The following is a 23008-nucleotide window of genomic DNA, read 5'->3' as shown; positions in this document are numbered from 1 at the left end:
AAATCGGTTGAGAGAGGCGTTAAATATCCCCGCCGAGCCAGACGAGCCCGCACGCTGGGACGCGCAGAATTTAGCACCATTACTTCGCTGCTACGAGCCAAGGGCGAGGTCAGCAAAGACTGGCGACAGACCATGGTTTTGAGTTCACAGGTCATGGGCTGTCCCCATTTTCTCCCCTACCCACCCCGGATTGAGAATACTGGGGATGACCAGTATCGGCATCTTGACTGCCTGTATCCAGCTGGATACGGTCCACTCATAAATGATCTCATCCAGCAAACGCAGACGTTCACTGCTTGGCATTCATCGGTCCGTGATCTGCGAGCAAAAATCGCTATCGTCCGCCGCATTGATCGCGCTGCAGCAGATAACCTGGGCGATGTGAAACCTGTCGGTGATGGTATTTCAGAGTTGCGTGTGGATGTAGGCGCTGGCTACCGGGTCTATTTCACCTTGCGCAGTGGTGTGGTCATCGTGCTACTGGCCGGTGGTGACAAGTCTTCACAGCGTGCTGATATCCGGCGAGCGAAGAAATCGGCAAAGGAGATTTGAGCATGAGCCAACACCTGACGACATTTGACATGGCGGCACTTCTCGATAGCGACGAAGCAATCAGCGAATACCTTTCTCAGGTGCTGGCTGATGGCGATAGCGAGGAGTTTCTCCGAGCGATTGGCTATGTGGCCAAGGCCCGCGGCATGGCGCAGATCGCTAAAGACTCTGGCATGGGGCGAGAAAGCTTGTACAAGGCGTTCGCACCCGGATCAAAGCCGAGATTTGATACCGTACTCAAGGTCATTCATGCGCTAGGCATTGATCTTCATGCGCAGCCTGGGCATGCAGCTAATCATTCACCGGCCTGACGAACGGATTAGACACCGGGACAAACCACGATTTTGAGTTCGCTTGTAAAATCGGCCCGTCTCATAATCGTAGTCTGCCCCCCGTTTTCCTCTTATGAAACGGGCGGCTTATAAGTCGCCCGTCTTCATTATTCCGCCGCCTGCGCCCGCAATCGTCTTCCAATCACATCCATGACATCACAACCATCGCGTAACGATGTGGTCAGCAATTTGCAAAAATCAGTCAGCACCACCGTGTCTGAGCTGATGTCCGAGCGAAACGCGATATTTTCCAAGACTTGGGTCACCGTGCGGATGCGGTAATCGGCGGTTTCGAAAAGGACGTCCAGAGGCGCTTCGGTGTCGATGAGCAGGGTTGCGGGGATGCAGTCGATGCCGGTGATGGGCATGTATCGGGTCATGAGCAGTACCTTCATTCAATTGATAAGGACTACCACTCAAACGTCGCCAAACGAATGGGGTGGCAGCTGTGCTCGGGTTGGCGAACCGGGAATGAAAGCGAACCGGCAGACTCGAAAGTCTCCCGCACACAGCTGCCATAAAGCAGTCTGCAACTGCAAAAAAGCCCCGCAGTGTAGCAGGAGCTTCTGCGCTTCATTCAGTCGAGTCGCCAAACCCGAATCGCCATCTCGGCGACAGAGGGACAATAAGCTGCGCACCTTGATGCTGCAATGCGCTGGCTTCCGAGGTTTGTGTAGGAATTTGCGTCAATACCCCTCGCGACGCTCGTTTGAGTCGTCATAAGCCGCAGCGAAGGGACGTAGGGGAAAGGAGACGGAAAAGAGGACAGTTTTTTCCCAAACCAGCCCAAAAAAAGACTTTCAGCGCGGCGAAATAAATCTGTCCCCTTTTTCGGCTTTTTTGGAAACCGGGGACAGACCACGATTTGAGCTCACTTGTAATCGGCCCATCTAATAATCGTGGCCTGTCCCCGCTTTCCCCGCTGCGGTTGACTGGACTTGAGCCTGCATGAAGATCCTGCACAGTTGTCACTCCAGAATAAAAAGACCAGAATAAAGACCTATTCAGGAGTCATATCCATGCAAAATATTCTGGCCGATGTGGCCGTCAGCGTATCTGAACTCAAGAAGAACCCATCTTCCGTCTTGAGCGGCGCCAATGGCTTGCCTGTGGCCGTGCTGAACCACAACCGCGTTGTGGGCTATATGGTCCCCGCGAATGTTTATGAGGCGATGGTCGAGCGCCTGGACGAACTGGAACTCGTACACCTGGCCAAGGCACGGCTCGACGCCAACGAAACACCTGTTCGCGTATCTCTCGACGATCTGATTGGCGAGGCCGAAGCAGATATAGCCAATGGGCGTTGAGTACGGAGTCGAGTGGGATCCGAAAGCGCTGAAAGAACTGCGAAAGCTGGACGGTGCAATTCGTCTCCAGTTTCTCAAAAAGCTTCAGCAGCGGCAGACCGGCCCGCGAGTGCCAGGCGATGCGCTCCACGGCATGAAGGATTGCTACAAGATCAAATTGCGCGGCGCCGGCTACCGACTTGTGTACCGCGTTGAGGATGAGCGAATTGTCATCTTGGTGCTAGCCGTCGGTAAGCGCGAGCGAAGCTCGGTGTACGAGCAGGCTGGGAACCGATAGACGCGTACCGAAAAAGCCCGCGCATCAGCGGGCTATCAGTGACTTCCACTATATAGGTTTCCCCAAACCCCAGACGCAAAAAAGGGCCAACCTCTCGGTTGACCCTTCTAGACCGCCCAGCAGAGCGGATTTTGTTTGGTAGGCGCGATTGGACTCGAACCAACGACCCCCACCATGTCAAGGTGACCGTAAATCGAGTGTAACACTATGAAAAATAAAGGAAAGTTCATAAATACCGCACAAGACAAAACAGCCTTAACACCCTATAAGAATCAATAGCTTAGCGTTGTATATTACTACAGTGGGTCACCCTTCATCCGACGTCCTGCCGTCCGAATACCCTTCCCAAACTGCTACGCTGATTCCATTGCCCAAGGAGTCGTCACATGCCCAACTCGGACCTTCTCCCTTCCCTGCTATTCAAGATCCATGAAAACCAACTGGCCCTCGAAGCGGCCATCATGGAGCTGTCCAATTGGGTCGAACGGCACGGCTCCACCGACGTTGCTGACAACGTACGCGGCGCCCTGGACACCATCGACAAGAACGAGGAGTTCATCAAGATGACGCTTGCGGTCCTGATGACACCAGAGTGACCTGCCCATGGTTATCAACCGCAGGCTTTACATCGTCCAGCGCCACCCATGGTTGGATAGATGACAGCGGGTGGAGCCTCCAGCGCTGGGCTTTTCGTATGTGCCCGCCAATTTGGCGAGGTATTAATAAGACATCATTTACACTCGGCTGTCAGGGTCTATGCTCATACTCCCTCCCCCCTTCCTTCAGGTCACTGAATGGACGTCCTAAGCAAGCTCGATCTTGAACGCCTTCTTTCTGATCGGCTTCCGCAGTGCATTGTCACGTGCTCGATTAACGAAGACGGATGCTTATCGATTAACGTGGCTGGCCCAGGCACAAACCAGTTCACGATCTCACAGATAGAGCGCAGCCATTATCACGGAGAAGAGGGAATCCATAGACTTGTCCGCGAGATCTTGGAAGAGATGGTGATGTCACGACAAGCTACTCATCTGCTCGACTAGTGTGCCCGGCCCAGCGCCGGGCTTCTTGTATCTACCCCTCTCCTTCAGCAGATCTGGCGATCAGTGGCCATTGCCCCGCATTCTCATGGGCTAAAATCGAGTTTTGCCATGGAGGGATTAAGCATGGGCAAGTCAAAATCCGCAGAAGAGGTGCGAGCGCTTCTACTCAGCGAGTGTCCCGACCTAAAAGATGATCTCGCGAACATTTCAGACCTTGAACTGCTGCGACTCATGGCCTGCATTTACAAAAGCGCGATTGGTGTCAAAGAAGCCGAGCTGATTGAGATCGAGAAGCAGCTGGACGAGGCCGCCAAGGCGCTATTTTCCCCCGCACTCCACTGATCTCATCGCACATCCAGCACAATGAACTCAGCCCAAAGGCGTGGTGACGTGCATCAAGGACCTGGCCCAGCGCCGGGCTTTAAACCTCCACGAACTATCTACCTTTTCTAAAGTCGACTTTTATTACGCGACCACTTTTTAACGACGATATTGATCCAGCTATTTCATCCGGGTTCTGCTTCCACTCCAACCCAGTCCCTCCTATATACACACCTCCTCCGCAGTGCGATGAAAACCCGCCGGACACAGAATAACCACCAAACTCTGACCCAATGGGTGAAAAATCAATATCAGTACCACCAACCTTAAAATTCACCTCAACGATAGTAACTGGATAATTAATTCCCTCATCTAAAAAACCTTCATTTTGATATTTTTTTACAGCTTCTTTTGCCGATTCAACCTCAAAAAAGCGGAGATAAAGATAGTCTCCATTTCTATACTTAACTTCTAACTCCTTGCCCTGAGGCGGGCACCTTAAGTCAATTGGCGTTCCTACCCCTCCCCAAGAATTTCTATCTATTGACATCCGCTCTTCTGCTCCAAGACTCAACATGTTAACACTGAGCCGAAGATATCCCTCCTCATCTCTTCTCAAAGAAACAACCTCTACGTCATCAATAACGATAATTCTTGGTGTCTCATGGTAATAATTCCCACCTACTACCGCTATAAGCTCATGACGCAGCCAATCCAAACTTCCCTTAACACTCTCAGCATGTGCTCTATCTTTTTTCAATGCATGTAGTTGTTCGTTTGTATAGGCGCCGCCATCCGCTTTCTTGTGATGCTGCGCACAAAGAGCAATCATGCCTTGCGGCTCATTGTGAGCACGAACGCTGACAGGAGGATCAAAGTGGTGGTACTCCAAATACGGATTTCCGCAGTCTTTCACAGGGCATCCAAAGCCTACTTCAGATCTTAGGGCCAACATTACACTTGATGGAATTGTCTTGCGGCCCATTGGATATTCCTTTCCAGGCGAGAGAGATATTCAAAGCTACTCCCGCCTACAACGAGAAGTCCAAATATATTTGAGAAGACGGTTAGGCCGATAGCGGCTGGTGCAGACTCGGTGGCGACCCGCATCGGCGCTCGGACATGGGCGGCGCGGCCGCCGATGCAGGACTGCGTAACCATACTCCTTTGCGCTTAAGAGAAAGGTGCCACCACGTTTGCCCGAATGTCAGCAGGGAGCCCGGTTACGGTGGTGCCTTTGATATTCCCCACCATCGTGACGTTGGCCGCGATCGGGAATGCTGTGTAGTTGCCGGTAAACTGGCATGCTTGAAAAGCCATATTCTTCAGGGTCGCGGACACCGCCCCGCCGGTAAACCAACAACCAGAAAAAATACTCGCCCCTAACGGCGTCGCCGCCGCGTTGTCGTCAACCATGTTCGTAATCGTCGCGTTGTTGGCTCGCAGGTTGTTGACGCTGTACCCGCTGTAGCGCAAAGCTCCGCGAACAGTATTCGTCAACTTGACGTCCATGGCGTTGGTGGTGACCGCATCGGTAGCAATCACATACACGGCAGTACCGTTGGCTCCGCAATCCATCGTTGCTTCACAGGCCAACAGCGGGCGCCGATCCTGCTGATAGGTGGCATTTTTCTCCGCAAAGATACCGATCACCGTAGAACCCGTGAACGTCCATTGTCCGCGCAGGCAAATGGTTCCCCAGGTGGTGTGCGGCGCCAAGAGGCTCCCCAGGTACGCGCCATACACAACGGCTGTATCTGAATCAATCCGGGCGTCTTCGATTACGACCGTGTCGGGCAACCGCGGCTTATTGGTGTAGGTGAAACCAATTGCTCCAGGTCCGCCCGGGCTGGAGAAACCAAACAAATGGAACGCGCCGCTCTCCCCTCGAGTTTGAATCCGTGGGTTCTTGACCACGACTTTGCCCCCTAGGCTCGGCGTATCCACACGGATGCCTAACAGGCTTCGCCCGCCGAACTGCTGAGGGTTGTTGATGGTGATGTCGTCACCTGCAAATTCGAATGCGCTTGCGCCCGGCTGTGCGTATACCTTGACGTCATTGGCGGTGAATCGATCGGTCCAGTGATCGTCAATAACTCGACTGTATGAGCCGCCGTTGAGCACAACGTCGACCGTATAAGCGCCGGTATAGGCATGCCGGCAGTCTTCCAACACTGGCTGATTCACGGTGAGCCCGATGGTCGTGCCGTTGAGGATTCCATAACCCAGGCCGCCGTAGTTGAAGCCACGGACATGCGGCTGGTTAAGCGTCACATCTGCACAGTAACTAACTTCAATCGCGACAGGCCGTGGCTGGGCGGGGTCAGCATTGATCACGGATGGCTGGTCCATCACGACGTTATCACGCGTCACCACAATCGTTCCGCGGTTGGACTCCACGCCACCAGATTGTCCCGTGAGCAGAATTGAAAGTCCTTCAATCGAAATCGGCACCGACGGGGTGTGAGCCGTCACTGTCAAGTTGGTGTTGAAGTTGTAATTGCGCGTGATAGCGGTGCTGAAGATGCCGCCAGGCAGAGGGCATCGGATGAACTCCTGCTTCAAGTAAGGTGCTCCGCCTGACCCGATGCGTTCAATCAATACCTCGGTCGATGAGATGAACAGGTTTTTGCCAACGGCGTTCAACGCGCTTGCGTTGGTTGTCCCGCGCTGCAAAGCAGTCCATGAACCTGTTGGAATCACGGTTCCTGCTACATCTCGGAGGATATCGAAGCGGAAAGTTTGGTTCGCCTTCGGGACAAGGAATCGGCCATTGCATACCCCTGAGGTTTTAATTGTGATGGGAGAAGTCGGATTGATGACGTAGTCCCCCGACGGGACCATCCAAGGGCGATTTTCAGTCAACACCTTGGAGAAGAACGCCACAACTACAGCGGTCTGGTCCGTGCCGTCTGTTTTCGCATCGAGGACAAGTTCCAGCCCAACCCTTTTATCCAGACCATCAAGCGCCGCCTCAAGCGTGCCACCGTGATGACCTACGACCTGCGAACCATTGGCATTGCCAATATCCTGGACCACATGCGGCAACCCATCGGCACCCGTAATGTAGATATTGGCGGCGTTGTTGATGGGTCCTGAAATCTGCTCTATCAGGTCTGCGACGTACTCGCCGGTCCACTGGGCCGTTGCAGCGTCCTGCGGCTCAACCGGATCGGCAACATTCGCGATCCTCCGGTTTTCAGCGTCGTAATAATCGCGACCGAACGGGCGGACAAGGGCGCGCTTGAAGATGGAAAATCCCTGCTGGATCAGCATCGTCAACCGGTCGAACACGTCCTCATGCGTCTCAGCGAGGAACTTGCCCTGGTTGCGCAGCGATGTCTGCTGGTACGCATCCATTTCCCGCGACACGATCAATTGCCCGGGTCCCGCCAGGGCTGTCGTAGTGACGACGCTGCCGCCATCCTCATCGCCAGCGCCGTTGGCGGTGTACTGGGTGCCAAACGCCAGCACCGAACTCACGCCGGCCGGGTTGACGTACGTGACGACCAGGTCCTCATTCGCCAGGAACTTGAAGAAGAACGGGAAGTTGGTCGTAACCCCATTCGTTGCAAACTCGGCGACACTGTTTAGAGTTGGTACGGTCACTGTCGTGACTCCTTTTCTCTGGACGAAAAAAAGCCCGCTCAGTGGCGGGCTTGATGGGGTTGATTGACCTACCGGGCAATGCCCAGTGGGTCGGCGTAGTTTTGGGATGGCCTGATCAGGAACTGCTGGCTGTTCTCTTTCTGGATTCGTTGCTCGGTTCGGCGCAATGATCCAGGGTTCATCGCCTCCTGGACCGAATAGAGGAACAGGTGATTCAAGGCGATGCGGGTGTAGAACAGGTTCAGGAATGGCGTGTTGTTCAGGGCCAAGTTGAACGACGAGGCTGCCGCGTCATCGCCGGAGCGGATCTTGCTCCAGAGGTCGATAGCGCTGGCGGCGGTACCCAGCGTCGGCCCGGCCATGGTTTCCAGCGGCTTGTTGCCGAATCGACTCACCTCGCCAAACATGAAGTCACCGAATATCCCGAATCCGCCACCTTGAACCATGGATGCAATCCACGTCTTTGGATCATCCGCCGGCCTTGGCTCGCGGCCCTTCATGGCGTCTTTCGAGGACATCGACAGATAACCGAAGGCCGTGGTCCACAGCAGCAACTGGGCAAGCCCGAGCTTCTCCCCATTGCCGTTGCGCAGGGCGGCCATGAGGTCCCTGCTTCCACGGTAGCCCTGGCCCAGCGGCGTCGGCGTATAGCCTCGTCCGTATAGCTCCCGGCCCAGGGTTTTTTGCATGTAGGCCGCGGGGAAGCTTTTGAACTGAGTCAGGAATCGGTTGAGGTCGCCCATCACCGTGCCCGGGCGGGTGCCCTGGTTCAGGATCGATCGGGTTCGGGCGTCCGGCTCCAGCACCGCATAGCTCACCCGGTCGTTGACGTAGGTGCGCAGGCTGCGGTCCAGGCCCTCGCGTGTTTCGCGGATGGCGGCGTCGGAAACCTTTCTGCCCTGCGATGTCAGGTATTCGCTGATTTTCTCGTCCGGGATGGAGCCGATGCCATCGGTGGTCATGTAATCCCGGCCGTCGGCCATCTTGGTATCCATGCCACGCAACAGATCCCACTTGCCGGCGTCCAGATCGTACAGCTCCAGGGTTCGACGGAAGCTGGCATCCATAGAGCTCCACGCGCGGCCTTTGTTCTGCGCCAGGTTGTGGGCCATCATCAAGCCGGCGCTCGCCTTGTTGGCATCAGTCCACCAGGACAGACCATTCAGCTTGAAGAACAGCGACATCCCCCGCGACATTTTCCCGCCCACCGAGTCATCGGCCGAGAATCGCCGCATGATCTCCCCTCGCATCGAGTCGGCATACACGCCGAAGCTGGACAGGATTTCTTTCTGCTCCTTGCTTCCGCGCCCCTTGACCAAGCCGGCGGTCATTTCCCCCAGCGAACCCAAGAAGCTTTTGCCCTGGTACCGCATTTCGCTCGCGGCCACCGGCAGATCGGTGAAGCTCGACAGCAGTGCGCCGCCCAGTTTTGACAGCGACTGCCAGGCCCGGACGTTGGCCGAGATCCTGGCGGCCCAGGCGTTGCCCGGGATTCGAGTTTGTCCGCTGACCTCGGCGAACCGGTTTTTCAACATGGTGTCCCGCGCGGTCTTGAAGTTGGTCGACGCCGTTGTGTCACCGGCCTTGTCCAGGTCGGAGGCGATGACATCCATTGCCATTTCAAGGTTTGCCTCGGGGTTGGTTCCCAGACGGCGCATGATCGCGGTGTTCTGACCGGACAGATCCAAGCCGCGCAATACAGCCTCGCGAAGGTTGCCGGTGCCATACTGTTGGTTGTATTCGTGCCAGGCCACGCCATCCTTGAAGTGCAGGACCCGTTCCTGACTGATCTTCTTGGCGATGTTGGCCGGGCCTTTGAAGCCGTTTGGCTTGGGAGTATCAGACGATTTCAGGTGATTGCCGGTGACCAGTCCGTTATAGACCCCGCGCAGGAAGCTGGCCTCATTGGTCACGCCATCGAACGTCTTCGGGTCAAGGCGTGGCAGGATGTCTTCTGCCCACTTGTCATAGCCCGCGGCGCCGATCTTCTCGCTGTCGTGGCTCTGGCGAGCGATGTAGCCCGGGATCTTTCCAATGCTGGCCCCAGCACGGTTCGCGTCGACGCGCGCCGCCTCTTGGTATTTCTGGATGATCCTGGCGATATCGACGACCTGGTCGTTCAGCTTCGACGTGTCCAGATCATTGCCGATCTTCCACAAGGCGTCCGCGATATCGATGTCAGACCCACCATTGGCGAGGATGGCAGTCAGGTCCTTGCTCTCCAGGTCGTGAATCATGCCGCCAATGTAGGCATCGCCCAACGCCTTTTGCTCGGCGGCCACCGACATTCTGGAGCCCTGGCGTGCCAGGTTGGTGCCCACCAGCAGCGATTCGATGCCAAGGTCGGGGCGGTCGGCGAAGTTGCTGCGCACGAACGTGACGATCTCGCTCCGGCGGCGCAGGTTGATCAGCGCGTTGCGGCGCTCGATCAGTGCGGCCTGTTGTGCCTGCTTGCCCAGTTCATCGGCAGCTCGAAGCGTGGCTTGCTCCATACCCAGCGCACCTTCCCTGGCCATGATTTCCTGGGCGCGCCCGCGCAACAACTCGAAAATCTCGACGAGTTCCTGGTCTTCAAGGTCGCCCGCGGCAGCTCGTACAGCGTCAATGCAAGGGTTCATTGTCCGTTCCTTATGTCGCACACGGCGGCCGCGCGATATGCCTTCGAGTAGCGTTCGGCCCGCTCAGCCTGGGCGATGGCTAGGTCAGCCTCTTCACGGCCGGCGGCCAGCACATCTGCGCGATCCTGTTCTGGTAGCTGGTCGAGCATTTCGTTGACCAGCGCTTCATCCTCGTCAAAGGCTTGTTGGGCAGACTCCAGGTCATCCTGGCCTTCTGCTTTAGCCTGGCCATCGGCGCGCAGGCTTTCGGCTTGGCCTTGCGGGTCGACACTTCTGGTTGGTGGACGCTTGACGTATTCCAGCGCCGCGCCTGACTTGCCTGGGGCTTCCAAGTCAAACAAGGCATTCACGTCGATCTCGCGACCGCTAACGGCCTGGGCTACGGCACTGCGCAACGCGCTTTCGCGCACCTTCCAGTCGGCGGCCTGGGCGGTTTCCCGGGCAGTTCTGATCGCGGAGCCCAGCGGACGTTGCTGGTAGCCCGACATGATCTGCTTGGCCCTGGCCTCAATTTGAGGGCGAAGGCGCTCCGGCACCTCGCCACGCTCGATCAGGCCCAGGTCACGACGATCGAACTCGCCGGCGCGGTTGCGCTCGAGCGTGGTATTGATCTCAGCCTGTCGGGCGCCGATCTGTTCGCGCTGCACGGCGATACTGTCCCGGGCGGCGCGCTCGGCCTGCTTGCGGGTCATGCCCTGGCCCTGGAACTGCTTCGCCACATCGCGGAACGTGTCGTCCAGCTTCATGGCTTGCTGGGTCAGGGTTATCCGCTCGGCGTGCAGATCAGCCACATTCCCTACCCGATCACCGGTCAGCGTCGGGCGGATCTCGTCGATGGCCTGGCGCTGGGCATTGCGGTACAGGTTGGCGCCGTCGGCCTCCAGTTGCCGGGACAAGGTTGTCCGGAGGGCTGTTTCAGGGTCTTCATCGAACAGCCGGTCGAAGTCAGCGGTGCGCAAGGAGGAAGGCGCAACAGCTTGGTGATCGGCAGCGTTCAGCACGGTATCGACTGCGGGCGTCTCGGTTGCAATCCGCCGGCGGAGCGCATCGGATACGGCACCGCCAACACTATGTAGGCCGCCGCCCAGCACACCGCCAAGGGCGATGTTGGCCAGAGAGTCGGAAAGCCCGTACTCGGTCTGGTCCATGTTCGCGGCTATCAGCGGCAACGGCTCAATGATGGCTGCACCTACTGCCCCCTCAACGGCGCCGACGCCAACACGAACACCGGCACGCCCCAGCGGGCCAGATGCTCGGCCAAGCATGGAGGCATATCGCGCCGGGCCGACCACGGGAACGAATGCCGACGCGATGTTCAGTGGGTCGAGCAATGACGCGGCCAGGCTGGCAGCAACCTGCGTGCCCATCGACCCACCGCCGGAACGGGCCATGATCTGCTGATGGGCAGCCTGCTCCCGGTGACGATTGACCAGAACCTCAAGCGCGCCCTCGCGGATACCCTGTTCCGGGATTTTGATGTCCAGGCCCATACCTGCCACGCGCTCGCGGGCGACCTGCGCGTCGAGCATTGGCGTGTCTGGTGCTGCGCGGCCGGCATCGGGCGCCAGGTAGGATTCCGGCCCCATGACCATGGCGCGGCCTTGTTCCTGCTCGGCCAGTTCCTCGGTGCGCACCAGCGAGGTGGTGGGGTTGGTGCTGAGCGCGCTGTCAAACGCTGCGTCGAATACCTCGCCGGCGTCGGCCGGGATGTCTAGCATCGTCCGCCGGCGCAGTACCGGTGCGTCTCCCGCAAAGATCGTCATGGCATGATCCCCATCGGTGCTACACGGTAGGTGCCGGATTCTTGCAGGCCCTTCAGCTGCAGGTCATCCCACGTGCGGATCAGTGGCTTCCCGTCTTTGCCCAACAACTGATAGCCATTGAGCGTCAGGGCCAGGCCGCTTTCATCGTTGGTCGGTACCCACTGGCCGCCGGACTTCACGGCATTGATGAGCTGGTTCGCGTTTTCCCCATCAGTCACGCCCTCGAACCCAGGAAGCGGCATCAGCTCATCAGGCGTGATTGTTTGCAACGCTCGATCGGCGCCGCGGCTGACGGCATTGGTGTCCAGGGTCTTCGGTACACGGTAGGTGCCGAAGAAGTCGTATTTGTCGTTGACCATTCCGTCGACCACACGCTGCGCGGCATCCTTGGGGCTTTCACCCTGGAGCACGTAGGACGTGGCAGTTCGCAAAGCCGCCTTGTACATGGTGCTGTAGGTGCTGGTCGACCCTATTTGGCCCTGTAGCGATTCAGCGAACGGCGCCATAGCCGATTGAATGTTCTGGCTGATTTCGTCCTTCTGGCCTTTTTGCAAGCCGATGTCCAGGTCCTTGTCCGGCACAACGGCCACGGACGCCATGCGCTCGGCGATGTCCTTCGGTAACCCGGTCGCAATTACCTGCGCCTCGGCCGGAAGTTTTTTGCCGACCTGCTGGAGCACCGCAGGGAAGTCCTTGCCCCACTTCTGCGCCTCTTGCTCGATCAATACCGCCGCATTCTCGCCGCCCTGGAGCTGCTGGTTGAACGTGGCGGCGAACTGATCGGCGGCCTGCTTCGGTAGCAATTGAGGCTGTGCCACGCCCAAGCGCTGTTGTTCGGCAACCGTTGCTGCGGCGTACGCCTGATATGCCTCGGGCGTGCCTTCTTCCTGGGCCACGGCGAAAGCCTGCTGCACGATCGGACTGTACTTCGCGACATAGGCGGCCGGGTCGGTCTGCTGCTGCTTCATCAAGCCCACGGCAACGCCGGTCAGGTGCTGATAGAGCTGTGAGTCTTCCTTGAAGCCCTTGCCCACGGTGGGGGTGCCGCCATCCGCGTACTGGCGCGCCTGCTGCTCGTGCAGGGATTCGGCATAAGCAGTGGCGTCTTCCGGGTTCCCGAATTTGCCAAGATGCTTTCCAGTTTTCAGGTATGACTTGATGGCGTCCTCCTCGCTGAGGATCTTGCCGTCGTCGCTGACAGTCGGAATCAAAACCTCCTGCCCATCAAAGTTGGCCGACATCGATCGCACCGTACTGATTGAGCCATCGGCATTCTTCACGGTCGGCCTGGCATTGAGGTCAATGTTTCCCTGTTCCAGCATGCCGGCGGCCTTGTCGCCGTAGAACGCACCAGCTGACGTGCGAGTCGGGTTGAACTTGTCCAGAATCGCTTGGCGCTCTTGCGGGTCTGCGGTGGCAAACTCGCGGATGGCCGGCGCAAGAGCCTGCACCTTGGCAAACGACTCGTATTGATCCTTGGCCTTGTCGCCGTATGCCGCCTTGAAGTCGGCAAAGTTCGGTGGATTCTCGAAATCCAGGCCTTGCGAGTAGGCGGCGCTGGCGTCTTGCACGCGGCCGCTCAGCTCCATCCGGTTGATAGCCTGCATCTGGCGGGCTTCGATCTGCGCCTGGCGCGCTTCGGCTGCCAGTCGGCGGAACCCTTGGTCAATGCCGCTACTCGCCCGGATCTGGTCCTCGGCGGTCATGGTATCCTTGAAGGACTCGAAATAGCCCTTGGCCCGCTGCGGTGAATCGACCAGCATCCGCTGGATGACAGCCGTGGACATGCCGCTATTCGTCTCCAGGCGCTCGGCCTGGGCAGCCTCTGGCGAAAGCCCCAGGCGCTCGGCGCGACTCGCCAGCACGGCATCGATCTTCTGCCGGTACTGCTGAACCTTGGCCGGGTCCTGGTATTCCAAGGCCGCCCCCTGCATGGACGTCTCAAGCTGGCCCTTCTCAACCTGGCCGTAATAGTTCTGGCGCTCGGTGTATTCATACCGGTTCAGGTCGTTGGACAGCGAGTTGCGCCGGCTTGCCACGATCTGCGCATAGCGCGCTTTCTGTGCGTCACTCTTCAGGTTCTTAGCGATCTCAGCCTGGGTTTGCTCGAACTGCTCCAGGGTCTGGTTTGTGACGTCGAGGGCATTCTTGCCTTTGCGGCTATAGACGCCGCCCTCGTCGTACATGGTCTTCTGCTGCCACTGGGTTAGCTGGTTGTCGGCCTCCATCAGCATGGCGGTGTCGGCTTTCTCGCGCTCCTTGGCTACCAGAATCTCGGCACCACGCTGAAAGCTACGCAGACCTTGCTCGATGCCGGAGTTGTCCGGCGCCACACCGCGCAGCTCGACAGCACGGCCTGGCTGCTGCTGGACCTGCGCCGTGTCGAACGTTGGCACCCTCATGACATGCCCCCGGCGAACGAGCCAAACGCGCCGCCAATGCCGCCCAGGATCGAGCCTGTGGCCTTGTTCCCGGCATTGGTCAGTGTCTGTCTGGCATTCATCCGGTCCTGATCGGCCTGGATGCGGTAGCCGAACGACTCCTTGGCGGCATTGTTCTGGATGGTCAGGGCGTCCAGCTCGCCAATCATTGAGGTGTCGTCCTGGAGCTGGGCCGCGCTTCCGCTGTTCACGTCTATGCCGTTGGCAGCCTGTACGGCGCGCTGCGTACCAATGGCCTGCCCGGTGCGCACGCGCTGCCAGTCTGCCGAGGTATCTCCAGCAAACAGCGTCTCCTGGGCCGTCTGGTCCTTAAGCTGGGCGTTGCGGTTGAGCATGCCCGCACCGAACGCGCCTTCCTGCTTGGCGTTCTGCGCACCCATCATTCCGCCGACCAGGGATATGGCGATCGGTATCAATGCCATCCAGCACATAATCAATTCTCTCTGTTCAATGTGAATGGGTGAAACGGGAAGCCCTTGGGGCCGTAGGGGATAGCCGGGCCGAAGGTGAAGCCCAGCCACTTCAGCCAGCGGATAGCGGCTGTGTTGCGGGCATCTACGTAATTCAGAAGGTGCTGGTGCCGGGTGAGCATGCCCTGTACTTCTGGCTTGCAGACCTTCAGGAATGCCCGGGCATGGCGCTCGACATGCACGGTGCTGATCAGCCACGGAACCCCAACCGAACCAAGAATGCTGTAGGTGGCATCGCCGAACACCGCGACCACCTGGCCATCGACCACGATCTTCTTGGCGTTGAGGCTGTCCGTGACGGCATCAATCAGCGCCTCTTCCATGGGGATGCCCAGGGCTTCGGTGATTTCGTCAATGTCCGCCTGACGCACGAACGGCAGGATGGCCGGCACATCATCAGCCGATACCGGCAGGACTTCAGCGGCCACCGATGGTTACCTCTGGAATCACGGCCAAGACCGTCAGTGGCAGTGGATCGGATTGACGAATGAATATCCGGCCCTTGCCCTGCCAGTCGTTGGAAATGTTGATATCAGTTTGGCCGGTGAGTGAGTCGAGCGCCTGCTCGTAGGTGTCCCGCTCTGTTTTGGCCTCATACAGCGAATTCTTGTCCTTGCCGGCGAAGATTCCTCGGGATTCCTCAACCATGACCGTCAACGACGTGACGGCAATTTTCTTGTCGAGAACGGTTTCGTTACCGTTCTTGAGCTCAAGGTCGAGCGTTTCCATGTCCGACTTGTACGGCAGGCCTATGTGCGCCACGCCAGCGGCCTCTTGCAGCACAACAGAGCCACCGGATACCACACGCTGCGGATGAACACTGCCGTCGGCAAGAATGGAAACAGTCTTCCCTTCTAAGTGGCTAAGGCCTGAAATGGTTTTCGCCTGGCGCGCCCAATCGGAGGTGGCCACGTTGCGCAGGGCTTCGGGGCAAACAATCAGTAGCTTGACCGTAACCACGGTTGAGCTGGTGTAGCCGACGACCTCAGCCCGTACCGTATCAGTGGTTTCGTCCTCGTTCGCGTCGGTGGTGGTCAGCTTCAGGGAATAGTTGACCCCGACACTGCTGGCCGTGAACGGCGCGTGCCCCGAGGCCGTCATGGTCAGGACTTCGGGATATTCCCAAGTCGTACCACCAGACAACAGCATCGTTTTGGCTGCATTGGTGTTGCGCCCGTCGTAGGTCAGGCCGCAATCCACAAAGAACGCATCCTCGATCGAAAGCACCTGGCGCGTAGCCATGCGCTCGACGTAGCGCTTCTGAACGCCATTGATCGTGCGGCGCACCACCATATAGAGCGCGTCTTCCTGGCCCTCTGGGATGCAGGCGATGGACTCGACGAACCCGTCCGTGTCGTGCCAGTGCCAGCCCACAAGCTGCTGCTCTGGCAGGTAGGTCATGCCCAGGAGCTTACCGTCGTCGCGCACGTACCAGACGATCGAGTCGGGGATCTTCTGGTAGGCAACGCTGGTCAGTTCGTACCCGCGAAACAGGTGGGCACTGAACAGCGTCAGGTCATCAGCTGCAAAGCCATCAGCGTCGAGCGAGTAGCCAAAGGACGACACTCGATTGCCGCGGGCCTGGACGTACACCGCGCTGGTGCCAACCACAACCGGCGGGACCAGGGCGGAACCGTCATACCCTTCCTGGCTGGCCTGAATGCTTTTGGCTGTCAGCCCCGAGTCACCACCAGTGAAGGTCCATTCACCGCCTGAAGTCAGGCCCAGCAACTTGCGAAGCCCGATCAGGTGGCGGACTTTGTTCACCTCAGTGCTGGCAATGGTGAACGTGATGGCGTCGTCGTCCTTGTTGGGGATCGAGTAGCCGAAGTTTTTGAACAGGCCGGTCTTGCTCATCCAAAAGGTTTGCGGGCTCAGATTGCTGCCAGCAAAGACGAGGCGTTGCTGAAAGTAGCCCACGGCGCCAGGATAGTTGTTCGCTCCCACGAACGGATCGGCACCGTTCGGCGGCGTGTCGGTCTTCACCGCTGTGATGTTGCGGTCGGTGAATGTCAGGGCCGTGGCCCGGCCAATGAAGCCGTAGATACCGGCGCCGGCATTGTCCTTGTACACGATGTAATACGTGGCGCCAGTGACCGCCGGCCACACGATGGTGGCTGATGCGGTGTCCGCAAAGATCGTCACGGCGTTCGAGGTGACCGGCAGGGATTCGTCGATGCTGTTGCCGTCATCCAGCACGGCGGTAACCTGATAGCGCCATGACTGCTGGACGCCGGTGCCTGCCGTTGGCGTGGCTGTTGCCGAGGCCGGTGCTGCGATGCGCGGGGCTAAATTCAGCTCCGCTGTTGTCCAATTGTCATGGGCCAGGCGGCTAAGCTCGCGCGGCCTATACGACGTGTGGGCGAACGTCATCACATCGGCGGACTGGGTAAAATTCAGTTGACTCAGGCTCGACTGGGCGTAAGGCATAATGATCTGGTACGGCAGCCCCTCGAAAGGCCCGGGGCCGAACAACACCTGGCCTCCATCCTTGATCACACGCATGAGCTGATCGCTGAACTGCAGGATGTAGGTCTGCTCATCGTTGAACTGGAACGGGATCAATCGGTTCAGCTTGGTCGAGTCCGCCACCTCGCACACAAACTTGGTGCCAGGACGGTTGCGCACGCCGCCGTACGGCATGACCATGAAGTTGCGACACAGTTTCAGTCCGGTGTAATAGCGGGCTATGTCGGTACGCGCGCTGGCCGACGGTGACAGTTCGCCGGCGGCGAAGGTTGGCTGCAGGGCGCTGGTCATGAGCGCACCGTGACGAATTCGGATTCAGGCTCTGGATCGTCCTGCGATTCTTCGAAGGCCGAGCCCTGGGCGCGCGTCTTCGCCATTTCGTATTGCTGCTGGCAGTACTGCTGCAAGTCAGGCTTGGAGCTGAGCGGCAGCGCCAGGTCCTGACCCAGGCGCCAAGCCAGTGCGTCGGCAAACAGCGGGTCGAAGAAAGTCGAGTCCTCAACCTTGAACGTGAACCGCACGCCGGCCTCTTCCTGGTCGGTGTGGATCACCCGGCCGCCGGGGTCGTAGCCGATCTTGTATGGAATCTGCTGATCGCTCGACAGTGGTCGGCGCTGGCCAGGGATGATGATTTCCCGAACCTTGAGGCAGTCGGCCGGGTAGCGATAGCGATACAGCCAGCCAGGCGCAGGGCTACCGATATCGGCCAGGGTCACGATGGATTCAGCGAACGGCCACGGAAATTCAGTCAACACCAGCTCACGCAGCGTGCCGAAGAACACGCTGCACAGCTCGGCCGCCTTGCTCTTTTCCGTGAACGACACAATCGGCTGAGTGTGCGCAACCCGCGAGAGCGCGATGTTGCAGATCTCGATATCGCTTGGCATTCGGGAACCCCAGAAATTAGAAAGGGCCCCGAAGGGCCCTTAGGTTTGTTGCGGGAGAATCAGGCGTCGGGCAGGTCGCTGTCGTTGCCGTCGTCCTGCGCATCCTTGGCCGGGGCAATGTCGCCGCCCTGGTTCAGGCGCTCGGCCTCTGCATCGGCTTCAGCCTTGGTGCCGGTGAAGGTGCCGATCATCTGGCCGGCTGCATCCTTGACGACGAACTTGCCGGCGGCGCTGCGAGCAGACACGTAGCCGGTGAAGGACGGCGCATCCTTGGCCGGGGCTTCCGTACCCTTGACCATCCATTGGTCGCTGAAGTGCTTCTTGTCGGTCAGCACGAAGGTGTCGCCCGGGTCCTTGATGCCGCCTCCGTAGAAACCGCGCTCTTTCGCTGTAACTTGCATGGATCACCCCCTTACAGGATCGCGAAGCCGCTGGCGTACTTGGTGTTGTCTTGTACGTCTTTGACCAGGCCGGCAAAGAAGCTACCAGCAGTGAGTGGGCCGGTGCCGATGATGTAGTTCACGCGCAGATAGCGGCGCACGCCACGCGGAACGGCCACCTGAACCGGGCGAGCGCCGGCGGTGAGAGCGGACAGGGCCAGCGAACCAGAGTCAAAAAGCGTCACCCAGGTGCTGTTGTCGTCACTGGTCTGCAGTTGGATGTTGGTAGTGGCAGCGCCGCCTGCGGTTGCCGTAGTGAGGGCGGCGACAACCAGGTAAATCGGCTCGCCCGCACCAATGTCGCGGCGGGTGTTGCCGTGGGTCAGCGGCCCCAGGTCCAGGACATCAGTGGACGCGGCAGAAGCCGTGACCGCCTGGCCGTTGCTGAAGGTATTGAGTTTGTCGGTGATCATGTTCAGGTCTCCAATGAGCGAGGGACAGCGGCCTTAGACCACTGGGGCCTCGTTGTTGAGCAGGGCGTCAACGGTGCGGAAAGGCACGCCGCGCAGACTGGTGATGAACTCGCCGTCGTACTCTTGGATCTTGAGTTGGACGTTGGATTTGTTCATCGCCTGGATGTCCAGGCATTCCAGGATGGTGCGGTTCATGTAGAACGCGGAACGCCCCATCTTCAGGTTCGGGATGCGGTGAACGGCACGGATCATTGCCTCGATGATCTTCACCGATGCGCCAGTGGTGTCGGCGAGCAGGTCGGAAACATCGATGTTGCAAATGCGGACCGCATAGCGCCAGTCGCGAAGCGCGATGCCCGGTACCCACTTGTAGTGGTCGCGGTAGGCGCGGAATTTCTTCCCGGTACCGTCGTCCACCAGCTCAATGCCCATGTCGTTGTGTTCAATGCCGGCCTTCGAACCTTTCGGGTAGATGCCGTGTACGCACTGATCACCCCACACAACCAGCCAGATCGAGGTGTTGTCCGAGCCTGCGCCGCCCATCTTGATGATGTTCTGGCCGTTCTTTGCGGTGCTGTCGTTGTAGCGCGGCGCCAGCCCCAGGAACTGGGCAGGAGCCAGCGAATCGTTGTTGTAGAACAGGCCGGTAGCCATGTCCTGGTTCATGCCCTCGATGAAGGCCGAGTTTTCCGAGAGGCGGAACGCTGCGGTGTTGCCGTTCAGATCGGCCAGCGCTACGTCCACAACACCGAGGTTTTCCAGCATTGCGCAGGTCTCGTCGATCTGTGCGGTGGTGGACTTGCCGGTGGCGATACCGCCATTCAGTGCGCGCCAGGTGCCGGAGGGCAGGCCCGTGCGCGCCGTGGTGCGGTGACCGGTTGGCAGGTTGCCTTCCAGCCAAAGCATGTCGGTCAGGATTTCGTTGGTTTGATCCAACATCTCCACGATGCGGGCCTGCTTGTTGTCTGGGTCTTGACGCTTTGCCCAATCCGCCAGGGTGATGGCGGTGTTCGCGATGGTAGCCATGCGTGTTTACTCCGTGGTTAAGACTTGTTGCCGCCGTAGAAAACTTCTTCGTTCGACTTGCGGCCGGTGGATGATTGGCTGCCCGGCAAGACGAACTTGTCTTCCGAGATCGCCTGGCTGATGCGGTGGCAGAACTTGAACAGCGCGGGGTGATTGCCCAGGCCTGAGCCGTTGAGCAGTTCCCGCAAGCCGTCGTCGCCGAACGACTGAATCACCTTCACGGCACTGGCTACGCTCTTGTCGTAGTTGGCGCCGCCAAGTTCTGGATCGTTCTTGACTGCCGTGGCCCACTCCTGGCCCTGCTTGAGTGCAGCGGCCTGGTACTCCTCGGCCTGCTTGGTTGCCAGCTTCGTTTGGAAATCGACGATCTTCTGCGCCTTGTCCTGGGGCAGGTTCAGCTCCTTCGCAAAGGCGGTGAACTCGCCAAGAACGTCGGCGTCGAGCTCCATGCCTTCCGGCAGGGTGAAGTCGGTGTAGGCCTCGGGCGCGCCCTCTGGCTTGGCCGCATCGCCTTCCTTGGTACTTGCGTCGGCTGGCTTGGTGTCATCCGGCTTGGCTACTGCATCAGCAGTGGCTGGTGCCGGGTCGGCTGCTGGAGCGCTCGGGGTGAGCACGGTGGTATCCGACTGCGTTGCGGCTGCTGGCGCGGCGGTGGTGTCCTGAGCGGGAGCGGCAGTTACATCAGTCATGGGATTCTTCCTCTACTGGTTGCGTGGCGTTTTCGGAGGCCATGACGGCGAATCGCGCCGGGCACAGCTGGTTCACTTCGCCCAAAAGAAAAAGGCCAACATTTCGTTGGCCTTCGTTGAAATTCATAACCCCTCCGTGTGTGTTGAATGAGGGCTGGAACACCTTGCACTGCCCCATCATTCGCCACATGAAGCGGCGCCCGCGAGGGTCACCCATCAGCCAGAGGAAGTCGGCCACCTCCTGATCGCGGGCAGTCATTTCCTCGATCCTGGCTTTCTCTTCCTGTTCGTTGAGGTCATCCATCACACGGCACCCGCCAGCTGGGTCAGGGCATTGTTGCCGCTGGTGTCTGTCTCGCTGAGCAGCTGTGCGCCCTGAATGACTGCGCCCAGGTCCTGTTGCATCTGCTGGGCCTGCATGGCCTGGTCGCGCTGCTCGCGGATCGCCAAGACGGCATCGTCGGAGCGGACCAGGGTTGGCGGCACACTGACAGCCTTGAAGTACTCACGCAGGGCGTTGTCGGTGTCGAGCAGGTCCAGGGCTGACGGGTCTTGCTTGATGTTGGCGACGGTGCCGGCGAATCCAATGGCGCGCTCGATGCTGCCGCCCTCCACTGCCCGTTGGGCCTGGGCCAGGATGCTGGTGTATTCGATGCGCAGGTCCAGGTTGCCCAGTTCCTTCGGAGGTGGTGGCAGCAGCGGGTTACCCGGGAGCAGACCCATCCAGCGCGAAATCGACTGTTCAACCATCAGGTGAAACACCTGGTCGATGCACGGGTCCAGAAGGTCGTCGTTCTGGCGCTCCAGCACTGGGCCGAGCATCAGCATCTTCTCTTCCTTGCGCGTGGCGATCTCGTAGGCCGTGCGCACGCTGTCCATCTGGCTGATCATCAGGAACAGATCGACGAAGAACGCGGTGTCGGCGATCTGCTCTTCGGCCTGGATCTCACCGCGCAACTGGCCGATCCACGCTGGGTTGACCATATACAGCGGCTCGAACTTGGCACCGATCTGCATGTCGTTCAGGTAAGTGATGCCGCCAGGCAGGATTGAGGCGCGCTGCCCTTTTAGGCTGGCAGGTGCGCCCATTGGCGGACGAACGCCCTTCTCCATCATTTCAGCCTTACGGCGCTCCATGAGCTGCAGCGCCTTGGTCGAGCCGATGCATTGCGAGCCTGGGCCGGTGCCGTAGACGTCCTCGCCAAGCACATCCCAGCGCGGAGCCATGACCGGGAATTCCTGGAAGCCCGACTGGCGCAACAGCTTGTCCTTGTCGCCGCCCTTCTCCCAGTACACGGACCGATAGGCCATGTTGGTGTTGTCTTTGCGGCCCTGCTCGCGCTTGTCGTTGGGCTCGGTCGCGTGGCACACGTCTACCCAAGCCTCACTGTTGCTGTCGAGCAACGTGCGCACGGTCTGGCTTAGCGCCTCCTTGCCAAACTGCTGTTCCATCTGGCGCGCAGTCATCTTGAATTCGCGATACAGCGTGTCCACCTGCTGGCGGTCGCTGTTGGCGATCATGTAGCTGCCACAGGTGAACGGGTAGAACCGCACGGTGTCGCGCTCGTCCGGTAGCGCAGCCATGGCGGCAGTACCGAATACGCCCTCTTCCCCGTACACGGTGGGCAGCACGTTGTAGAGGTTCGAGCGGGCCATGACTTCGCGCATCGCCTTCTCGACGGCGTATAGCCATTCCTTCACCGGGCCGTACTGCATCAGGCCTGGGTCAGGTGTGCCGAGCTTGAACCAGGGCGATGCCGGGCTGGTCATGCCGCTGTGCATGCCGGCGGCCAGGACCCGAGCGGCGAACGTGGCGCGCGGGTTGATGATCTTCTTGTCCCGGCGCTGCCCGCGGTTCACGTCAGTAGTGTTGAACCGGCCAGCCCGGGGCAGGATGTAGTCGCTCAGCTCCTGCCACTCAGGCAGCCAGTTACTGTCGCGCTCCTGCTTCAGCCGTGCCAGGCGTTTGTCGAGCTGTTCGCGCAGGGAGTCAGCCAACTTACACCCCCAACAACGTTTTCTGGCCGGTGTTGGCACCGCCAAGAAGGCCGGATGCACCGGTCAGGATGGTGCCGTTCTGACCGGACTGGGCCAGGCGGCGGCGGCGCTCAGCATCTATAGCGGCCTGTACCGAGTCGCTGCTGGTCGTTGGCGCTGCTGGATTCACCGATGTGCCCGAGCCGGATGCTGCCTCAGCCGCTGCCTTCTCGCGCTCAGCCTTGTTCAGGAAGCCGGTGTTCTCGCCGGTCAGGTTGGGCAAGCCCATGCCCTCCAGGATCACGTCACCGCCACGCAGTGGGTCCAGGTCGATGACCTTGTTCATCAGTTTTTTGATCTTCTTGCCGCACATG

At 59.1% G+C, this 23008-nt stretch carries 23 protein-coding genes and 1 tRNA gene; 6 read left to right on the top strand and 18 right to left on the bottom strand.

Features of this window, described 5'->3' with window-relative positions:
- Positions 1-258: 258 nt before the first annotated feature.
- Both AC09SL_RS16710 and AC09SL_RS16705 read left to right on the top strand, forming a co-directional pair.
- Positions 259-552 carry a type II toxin-antitoxin system RelE/ParE family toxin gene (locus tag AC09SL_RS16710; RefSeq protein ID WP_058542914.1) on the top strand — a complete coding sequence of 98 codons (294 nt, stop codon included), beginning with the start codon at positions 259-261 and terminating at the stop codon, positions 550-552.
- A gap of 2 nt (positions 553-554) precedes the next feature.
- A complete protein-coding gene (locus tag AC09SL_RS16705; protein ID WP_038858737.1) occupies positions 555-863 on the top strand; it encodes an addiction module antidote protein in 309 nt (102 codons plus the stop codon).
- Between the two features lie 128 nt (positions 864-991).
- On the opposite strand, the gene AC09SL_RS16700 is transcribed toward AC09SL_RS16705, so the two are convergent.
- Positions 992-1264: a hypothetical protein gene (locus AC09SL_RS16700; protein WP_003203821.1), complete on the bottom strand. Its 273-nt coding sequence runs from the start codon at positions 1262-1264 to the stop codon at positions 992-994.
- Between the two features lie 639 nt (positions 1265-1903).
- Between AC09SL_RS16700 and AC09SL_RS16695 the strand changes: the two genes are divergently transcribed.
- Together AC09SL_RS16695 and AC09SL_RS16690 are read left to right on the top strand one after the other, a co-directional pair.
- Complete coding sequence (locus AC09SL_RS16695; protein ID WP_058542883.1) at positions 1904-2191, top strand: type II toxin-antitoxin system Phd/YefM family antitoxin; 288 nt, start codon at positions 1904-1906, stop codon at positions 2189-2191.
- On the top strand, positions 2181-2468 hold the full coding sequence (locus AC09SL_RS16690; RefSeq protein WP_058542882.1) for a type II toxin-antitoxin system RelE family toxin: 288 nt from the start codon (positions 2181-2183) through the stop codon (positions 2466-2468). Before AC09SL_RS16695 ends, AC09SL_RS16690 begins: the two co-directional genes overlap by 11 nt.
- A gap of 136 nt (positions 2469-2604) precedes the next feature.
- Here the strand turns inward: AC09SL_RS16690 and AC09SL_RS16685 are convergent.
- Positions 2605-2733 (bottom strand) — tRNA-Ser (locus AC09SL_RS16685).
- A 121-nt stretch (positions 2734-2854) separates the two neighbouring features.
- On the opposite strand from AC09SL_RS16685, the gene AC09SL_RS16680 reads away from it, so the two are divergent.
- Entirely contained in the window at positions 2855-3064 is a 210-nt protein-coding gene (locus tag AC09SL_RS16680; protein WP_058542881.1) for a hypothetical protein, read from the top strand.
- 570 nt (positions 3065-3634) lie between these two features.
- Positions 3635-3853, top strand: a complete 219-nt coding sequence (locus AC09SL_RS16675; protein ID WP_058542879.1) for a hypothetical protein — start codon at positions 3635-3637, stop codon at positions 3851-3853.
- A 94-nt stretch (positions 3854-3947) separates the two neighbouring features.
- On the opposite strand, the gene AC09SL_RS16670 is transcribed toward AC09SL_RS16675, so the two are convergent.
- The 16 genes from AC09SL_RS16670 to AC09SL_RS16595 all read right to left on the bottom strand — a co-directional run bounded on the left by AC09SL_RS16670 (position 3948) and on the right by AC09SL_RS16595 (position 23007).
- Complete coding sequence (locus tag AC09SL_RS16670; protein ID WP_081264488.1) at positions 3948-4817, bottom strand: HNH endonuclease; 870 nt, start codon at positions 4815-4817, stop codon at positions 3948-3950.
- A gap of 188 nt (positions 4818-5005) precedes the next feature.
- Positions 5006-7441 carry a hypothetical protein gene (locus AC09SL_RS16665; protein WP_058544385.1) on the bottom strand — a complete coding sequence of 812 codons (2436 nt, stop codon included), beginning with the start codon at positions 7439-7441 and terminating at the stop codon, positions 5006-5008.
- A gap of 68 nt (positions 7442-7509) precedes the next feature.
- The gene (locus tag AC09SL_RS16660; RefSeq protein ID WP_058544386.1) at positions 7510-10059 is read right to left on the bottom strand and encodes a hypothetical protein; all 2550 of its coding nucleotides are present in this window, start codon (positions 10057-10059) and stop codon (positions 7510-7512) included.
- The gene (locus tag AC09SL_RS16655) at positions 10056-11822 is read right to left on the bottom strand and encodes a hypothetical protein (RefSeq protein ID WP_231139251.1); all 1767 of its coding nucleotides are present in this window, start codon (positions 11820-11822) and stop codon (positions 10056-10058) included. The genes AC09SL_RS16660 and AC09SL_RS16655 overlap by 4 nt, the downstream gene beginning before the upstream one ends.
- Positions 11819-14224 carry a hypothetical protein gene (locus tag AC09SL_RS16650; RefSeq protein ID WP_231139250.1) on the bottom strand — a complete coding sequence of 802 codons (2406 nt, stop codon included), beginning with the start codon at positions 14222-14224 and terminating at the stop codon, positions 11819-11821. The genes AC09SL_RS16655 and AC09SL_RS16650 overlap by 4 nt, the downstream gene beginning before the upstream one ends.
- Positions 14221-14685: a hypothetical protein gene (locus AC09SL_RS16645; RefSeq protein WP_155742098.1), complete on the bottom strand. Its 465-nt coding sequence runs from the start codon at positions 14683-14685 to the stop codon at positions 14221-14223. The genes AC09SL_RS16650 and AC09SL_RS16645 overlap by 4 nt, the downstream gene beginning before the upstream one ends.
- An 11-nt stretch (positions 14686-14696) precedes the next feature.
- Positions 14697-15161 carry a phage protein Gp13 family protein gene (locus AC09SL_RS16640; protein WP_058545819.1) on the bottom strand — a complete coding sequence of 155 codons (465 nt, stop codon included), beginning with the start codon at positions 15159-15161 and terminating at the stop codon, positions 14697-14699.
- Positions 15151-17493, bottom strand: a complete 2343-nt coding sequence (locus tag AC09SL_RS16635) for a phage tail protein (RefSeq protein ID WP_058545818.1) — start codon at positions 17491-17493, stop codon at positions 15151-15153. Before AC09SL_RS16635 ends, AC09SL_RS16640 begins: the two co-directional genes overlap by 11 nt.
- Positions 17490-18089, bottom strand: coding sequence for a phage connector family protein (locus AC09SL_RS16630; protein WP_058545817.1), 600 nt, complete (start codon positions 18087-18089; stop codon positions 17490-17492). Before AC09SL_RS16630 ends, AC09SL_RS16635 begins: the two co-directional genes overlap by 4 nt.
- 59 nt (positions 18090-18148) lie before the next feature.
- Complete coding sequence (locus AC09SL_RS16625; protein WP_058545816.1) at positions 18149-18490, bottom strand: hypothetical protein; 342 nt, start codon at positions 18488-18490, stop codon at positions 18149-18151.
- An 11-nt stretch (positions 18491-18501) separates the two neighbouring features.
- On the bottom strand, positions 18502-18942 hold the full coding sequence (locus tag AC09SL_RS16620; protein WP_058545815.1) for a Bbp16 family capsid cement protein: 441 nt from the start codon (positions 18940-18942) through the stop codon (positions 18502-18504).
- A 33-nt stretch (positions 18943-18975) separates the two neighbouring features.
- Positions 18976-19968, bottom strand: coding sequence for a major capsid protein (locus AC09SL_RS16615; RefSeq protein WP_058545814.1), 993 nt, complete (start codon positions 19966-19968; stop codon positions 18976-18978).
- A gap of 17 nt (positions 19969-19985) precedes the next feature.
- Positions 19986-20657: a hypothetical protein gene (locus AC09SL_RS16610; protein WP_058545813.1), complete on the bottom strand. Its 672-nt coding sequence runs from the start codon at positions 20655-20657 to the stop codon at positions 19986-19988.
- Positions 20650-20961, bottom strand: coding sequence for a Bbp19 family protein (locus tag AC09SL_RS16605; RefSeq protein ID WP_058545812.1), 312 nt, complete (start codon positions 20959-20961; stop codon positions 20650-20652). The genes AC09SL_RS16610 and AC09SL_RS16605 overlap by 8 nt, the downstream gene beginning before the upstream one ends.
- Complete coding sequence (locus AC09SL_RS16600; protein WP_058545811.1) at positions 20961-22655, bottom strand: portal protein; 1695 nt, start codon at positions 22653-22655, stop codon at positions 20961-20963. The genes AC09SL_RS16605 and AC09SL_RS16600 overlap by 1 nt, the downstream gene beginning before the upstream one ends.
- Before the next feature lies 1 nt (position 22656).
- A complete protein-coding gene (locus AC09SL_RS16595; RefSeq protein WP_058545810.1) occupies positions 22657-23007 on the bottom strand; it encodes a hypothetical protein in 351 nt (116 codons plus the stop codon).
- Position 23008: the final 1 nt, after the last annotated feature.

It is taken from the genome of Pseudomonas sp. PF05, from assembly GCF_056521845.1.
This window is presented reverse-complemented; position numbering and strand designations above follow the sequence as displayed.